This is a genomic window from Mesorhizobium sp. M7A.F.Ca.CA.002.09.1.1, assembly GCF_003998555.1.
GTDB lineage: Bacteria > Pseudomonadota > Alphaproteobacteria > Rhizobiales > Rhizobiaceae > Mesorhizobium > Mesorhizobium ciceri.
The window spans coordinates 1-5,564 of the sequence record NZ_RZRR01000324.1 but is presented as its reverse complement, the minus strand read 5'-3'; the positions used below and the strand labels follow the sequence as shown (position 1 = coordinate 5,564).

The 5,564-nt window shown below is 59.5% G+C and carries 4 protein-coding genes and 3 pseudogenes; 5 read left to right on the top strand and 2 right to left on the bottom strand.

Features of this window, described 5'->3' with window-relative positions; genetic code table 11:
- A pseudogene (locus tag EN994_RS15865) lies at positions 1–438 on the bottom strand (aldehyde dehydrogenase family protein); the annotation flags it as partial.
- Positions 439–1,049: 611 nt separating this feature from the next.
- On the opposite strand from EN994_RS15865, the gene EN994_RS15855 reads away from it, so the two are divergent.
- Positions 1,050–1,388 (top strand): helix-turn-helix transcriptional regulator, encoded by a 339-nt coding sequence (locus tag EN994_RS15855; protein WP_063169282.1) that lies wholly within the window; start codon positions 1,050–1,052, stop codon positions 1,386–1,388.
- Positions 1,378–2,694, top strand: coding sequence for a HipA domain-containing protein (locus tag EN994_RS15850; RefSeq protein WP_063169281.1), 1,317 nt, complete (start codon positions 1,378–1,380; stop codon positions 2,692–2,694). Before EN994_RS15855 ends, EN994_RS15850 begins: the two co-directional genes overlap by 11 nt.
- A 569-nt stretch (positions 2,695–3,263) precedes the next feature.
- Here the strand turns inward: EN994_RS15850 and EN994_RS15845 are convergent.
- On the bottom strand, positions 3,264–3,623 hold the full coding sequence (locus EN994_RS15845; RefSeq protein WP_126066776.1) for a hypothetical protein: 360 nt from the start codon (positions 3,621–3,623) through the stop codon (positions 3,264–3,266).
- Between the two features lie 516 nt (positions 3,624–4,139).
- On the opposite strand from EN994_RS15845, the pseudogene EN994_RS36135 reads away from it, so the two are divergent.
- The 3 genes and pseudogenes from EN994_RS36135 to EN994_RS15830 all read left to right on the top strand — a co-directional run.
- A pseudogene (locus EN994_RS36135) lies at positions 4,140–4,673 on the top strand (IS21 family transposase); the annotation flags it as partial.
- A gap of 10 nt (positions 4,674–4,683) precedes the next feature.
- Positions 4,684–4,997, top strand: a pseudogene (locus tag EN994_RS15835) (ATP-binding protein); the annotation flags it as partial.
- A 192-nt stretch (positions 4,998–5,189) separates the two neighbouring features.
- Positions 5,190–5,564, top strand: a 375-nt coding sequence (locus EN994_RS15830; protein WP_164745950.1) for a hypothetical protein, incomplete at its 3' end; no start/stop codon positions are given.

The window sequence follows — 5,564 nt, the reverse complement described above, 5'->3', positions numbered from 1 at the left end:
TTGGACGTAAATGCGGTTCGCGGAAACGCAGGTCTGGCCGGCATTGCGGAACTTCGCCTGGACCGCACCGTCAACAGCACCGTCAATGTCGGCATCATCGAAGATGATGAAAGGTGCATTGCCGCCGGTTTCAAGGCTGACCTTCTTGATCTGGTCAGAGCACTGACGCATCAGCAGCCGTCCGACCTCGTTCGAACCGGTAAAGCTGATCTTTGGAATTGGTGCAGAGTTCACGGCCCACGCGATCACCTTCGGACGCATAGATCAGGTTGACCACGCCATCGGGAAAGCCGGCCTGATGGCGAGAGCAAACATTGCACCTAGCCACGCCACGATAAGATCGAGCGCGGCTTCGTTGCGTGCGGGTCTGTGGTCAGTGGAGGGCGGAGGAAAAGCGCTCGGCGTGCTCGCCCTCGCGATACCACTGGTTCGCGCCGGCAAGCGCCAGTTTCTGAGGCAAATCGCCGAACAGCTGGTAGAGCCTTACTCTCAGGGCTTGGCATCTATGTCGCCTACGACCGCCACATGCAGCCCGTCGCGTGCGAAAGCGGCTTTGTGGAAGGCGCTTAGATCGGAGGGCGTTACGCTAGTCAGCCTCCCTTGGGCGGTCTCGAATACGGATGCGTGCGTAGATTCCGCGCCGCCAGGCCAGCTCGGCGATCGCATGAGGTTCGCGCTCATTGGCAATGATTTCGGAGAGAAGCTGGGCGCGTATGCGGTCGAAAAGTGCTGGTGTAGCCGGATGCGGGTCCCGCCGCCGAGAATGTCGGCCAGCAGTCGAGCGCCGCGGCCCCGCACCAGGGACCGCCCATGAATGACTCATGCGAGGCGTCTCAAGGCTGTCCGCGATCCAGCGCCAGATCTCCGCCTCGCCCGAGACGCGCAGAGCTGGCCGGTTGTGCAGGAGCCGTCGGCAATATCCGCCTTCCTCGTTCGGATGGGTAACGCTTGCGATACGGAGTCTTGACTTTGGCAGTCGCTCTGTGACATTACCTATATAAAGTTCGAAAGAAGGCGATATGGATCATGCATAGGTCACAGAGACCCGAATGAAGGCAACGTATAAACGCACCTATTCGCGCTACGCGATGGAAGCGCTTGGCCTTTTCGGTAAGACCATCCGGCTTGGCCGGATGCAGCACCGGTTAACCGCACAGGAGTTAGCCGAGAGAATCGGTGTTTCACGCAGCACCCTGCAGCGCATCGAGAAGGGCGATCCCAAAGTCGAAATCGGACTGATGTTCGAAGCTGCTGCCATTGTCGGTGTGAAGCTGTTCGATGCCGACGGCAATGGCATCACAGCCCTCACAGGCCGCATGGACGATCGCATCGCGCTGCTGCCGAAGCACGTCTACAAGGCCGGCAAGCAGATCGTCGATGAGTTCTAAGGTCCCCAAGTACGACGAAGCCTATGTCTGGGTCTGGCTGCCGGGCGAGACCGCGCCGGTTGTCGCCGGGCGGCTATATGCCCATGACGGACTCGTCAGCTTCAACTATGGCAGGAGCTTTCGTGAACTGGGAAGCGCGATCCCGCTTTATCTCCCGGAACTGCCCCTGAAGGCAGGCGAATTGCCTTTGCTTCCTGGCCTAACCATGCCGGGATGCATCCGCGATGCTGCCCCTGATGCCTGGGGACGACGGGTTATCCTAAACCGCAAATTCGGTGTGAAGGGCGATGAAATCGCGCGGCTCGATATTTCAGAACTGACGTTCTTGCTGGAATCAGGCTCGGACCGCATCGGCGCGCTCGATTTTCAGTTTTCGCCAATGCATTACGAGCCGCGCGCACTGGCCAATGCCACTCTCGAAGAGCTTGTCCAATCGGCGGAGCGGGTAGAGAAAGGTATTCCGCTCACCCCCGAATTAGATCAGGCGCTGCATCACGGCAGCTCGATCGGCGGCGCAAGGCCAAAGGCGCTGATCGAGGGTGACGCCGTCAAGCATGTCGCGAAATTTTCCTCGTCTGCCGACCTTTACAGCGTCGTCAAAGGAGAATTCATAGCCATGCGGCTTGCCGCCTTGTGCGGCATCAGAGCGGCATCCGTCTCGCTCGTTCGCGCCGCAGGCAACGACGTGTTGCTCGTCGAGCGATTCGACCGGATCAAGGTCACGGGCGGCTGGCAACGCAAATCCATGGTCTCAGCGCTGACGATGCTCGCGCTCGATGAGATGATGGCGCGTTACGCCAGCTACCAGGATTTGGCGGAGATCATTCGCCACCGATTCACCGCGCCGTCGGAAACTCTGCGCGAGTTGTTCAGCCGCATTGTCTTCAACATACTTTGCGGCAACACCGACGATCATGCCCGCAACCATGCGGCATTCTGGGACGGCGCTAAGCTCACCCTCACGCCTGCGTACGATATTTGTCCGCAGGCCCGCAGTGGCCAGGAGGCCAGCCAGGCCATGCTCATCAGCGGCAATAACCGCATGAGCCGGATAGCGTCCTGCCTTGAAGCGGCGCATCACTTCCTGCTCAGCGCGCCGGAAGCTCTTGCGATTGTTGAAGGCCAGCTCCGATGCATTGCGGAGAATTGGCCGCGTGTCAGCGAGGAAGCTACGCTATCCGGCACAGATCGCAATCTGTTCTGGGGCCGACAGTTCCTCAATCCCTACGCTTTTACGGCGCTGGAAGGAAGCGCCGACGTTCTCCGCGCTCTGGCTGACGAACTACGCAACAGTGTTCACGCCTGATCCGGCGCTGGATTTCGGACAAGCTCGGCAAGCGCAAGACGCCCACAATATCGACAACCCTTGCCGTGCCAGGACGAAGATTGAACAAACGGCTCTTCAACAGTGACAACGTGCACTGCGGAGAGATGTGGAGCTGACACCGCAAAAGCCCAAGACGCGCGACTTCCCGCGATACAACTCCACATAACTGAGCGTCTACAAGCGGTGCAGCCAGCCAAACATCCAGCCATCAAAGCGATGATCGTCTGATCTTTTGCCGATGACATCACGTCGGGGAAGCCTTGTTCGAGCGCTTGCCGCTTCATATCGATACCGGCCTGGGCGTAGCGCATCGTTAGTTCAGCCCGAGTGGCCTGGCCATCGACTGATGGTGGCGATGTCAACACCCGCCTTGACGAGGTGGATGGCCGTCGTGTCCCGCAAAGGGCGATGATGGATGCTTTTTTCCGCCATGGTGGTTCCTTCGCCCGCAGCCATGTGTGCGCAGCAAGTATGGAACACCGAACCGGGTGAGCAGTGTGGGGCGGTCGTTGCTTTGCTCGGCGGGACAGGGCGATACCAGACGAAGGTCACAATCGAAGATTCAGGATCCCTGAACTCGTGCATCCGTATTGAACATCAGCGAAAACAGAGCGTAATCCCGCTGTCCAGAAGGCGTGCGGCGGACGATACGCGCCAGGACGCTCTTGATTTCCGGGCTCATCGAGATATTCGACAGGTGCCACCCACGCGCCCTCTTGAAGGGAAGTGTCACCACCAGTTGCAGCGTATCCTAATATTCGGGGTGCTCCGAAATCAGGAACCGCGCAAAGGCATGCATCGCCGCCAGCCTTGCATTGCGGGTCGCAACTGCCACGCTCGACCTCAAGTGATGTGAGAAAGCTGCCCATCCTGTCGGTATTGATGTCGGAGACCGCTTCTTCTTTCAAGAATATCTTCCCGCTCTCCCGCGGCATGAGCCCGTGGCATGCTTCGGCCCAATGCTGTGGATTGATGTTTCTTCATGCCACAACCTCGCTGACGAGACCGCCGAAAGCCCCTTCAAAGCGGTCGGTGGCGATCTCTCGCAGCTTTGGAAGGTAGTGCATTGATTTTTCGTGGAATGGGGACCCTGTTTAAAGGGTGATTTTCGTCCAAACGGGACCCCTTAACGATGGGGTCATCAAGATGCCTCCGGCTTGATCGGAGGCATTTGTGTTTTGGATGTTGGTTTTAGAGACGATTGCAAAGATACGTCGGCTGTCGCTGGTCCAGGGGAAGTCGATCAAAGCGATCTGCCGTGAGCTGAAGATCTCGCGCAAGGTGGTGCGCAAGGTCCTGCGTTCTGAGGAGACGCAGTTCCGCTACGAGCGCAAGCACCAGCCCTATCCCCGCATGGGAGCTCGGCGTGAGACGCGGGACCGGCTGCTGTCGGCGAATGCGGCCAAGCCGCAGCGGGAGCGGCTGCCGGTCGCTTCGACGGCTTCCATTGCATTCCCCCGTCGGTGTCGAAGACCTGCACGGTGCGCTTCGACAACAACAAATACTCGGTGCTGTCGAGTGCCGTCGGTCGGCCCATCGAGATCCATGCTTATGTCGATCGGATCGCATCCGCCAGAGGATGGCGTGGTCGTGGGAGAACACGTTCGCTCCTTTGGCCGCAACGAGGTCGCCTACGATCCCTGGCACACGGCGCGCGCCGTTCCTTGGCTGGGTCGTGCGGTCGGCAATGGAGAAGGTGCGGCGCAGCTCAAGGCGGTTGATGACGTCGACCGGCAGATGGTGTTGATCCTCACCTGGGTGCTGACCGACGGATTGAGCGCGGTCGAGGCCGCCTGTCAGGAAGCCATCGAGCACGGTGCATCGTCGGCGCCGGTGATCCTCAACATCCTGGCCCGCAGCCGCGATCCGGCGCCGGGCACGATCCTTTCCATTCCCCAAGCGCTGAAGCTAGCTCACGAGCGGTCGCCGACTGCACCCGCTATGACAGTCTCAGGAGGACAAACAGCCATGGAACGCACCGAGGTACTGGAACTGATGGGAGCGCTGAAGCTCTACGGAATGCGCAGAGCCTATGACGAGATCATGGGCGCGTCGCCATCAAGCGACGGCACGAGCCGCCCAGGATTGTCGGTGATCTCTTGCAGGCCGAGATATCGGAGAAGCAGGCCCGCTCCATCAAATACCAGTTCGCTGTCGCCAAGTTGCCGCTGGCCAAGGACATCGACGACTTCGACTTCGCCGACACGCCGGTCACCCCCTGATGCGCGATCTCGCCCGGCCGCGCCTTCGTCGCCGATCAGCGCAACATCGTCCTGGTCGGCCGCCTTCACGGGTCACCCAACTCGCGCGGAAGGTCGACCGCATTGCGACGGGCGCGTGTCGACTTCCCAACAATGTCAGACAGGAGACGCAACGCTATCGGAGCGATCGCATTGCCCGAAACGATTTTCCCAGTTGGCACGACAATTGCGGTCCTATGCGCAAAAGCAAACTAGACCTGAGAGCCGCACCGCATGAATGTAGCCTCCCAATATCTGCCGCTTGTGGCGCATCACGAAGCCGGGCACGCGGTGGCCGCCATCGTTTTGCACCGTCAGACGTTCGACGACGACCGTGAACTCCCTGCTTTCTCAAGTGTTAGTATTTACCCCGACGTCGGTGACGGAGAGTGCGGTGGTGTTGTCGAAGGCGCGGGTTTTTATTCAGCGCAAGGATTCACCTCGAAGCGAAAGCCGATTTTCGAGGACGATATGGATCGATGTTTGGAACGCGATGATGCGATCCGGGAGATAGTTGCGTGTCTGGCAGGTCCTTTTGCAGAATCCGCATTCGAAGGCTATCTGGACCCGCGCGATATGGCGATGAATGCGTCCGATGGGAATGAGGGG

Excerpts from the sequence above, each read along its gene's own strand:
- EN994_RS15855 (WP_063169282.1), top strand. The coding sequence starts at position 1,050 with ATGAAGGCAACGTATAAACGCACCTATTCGCGCTACGCGATGGAAGCG.
- EN994_RS15850 (WP_063169281.1), top strand. The coding sequence starts at position 1,378 with ATGAGTTCTAAGGTCCCCAAGTACGACGAAGCCTATGTCTGGGTCTGG.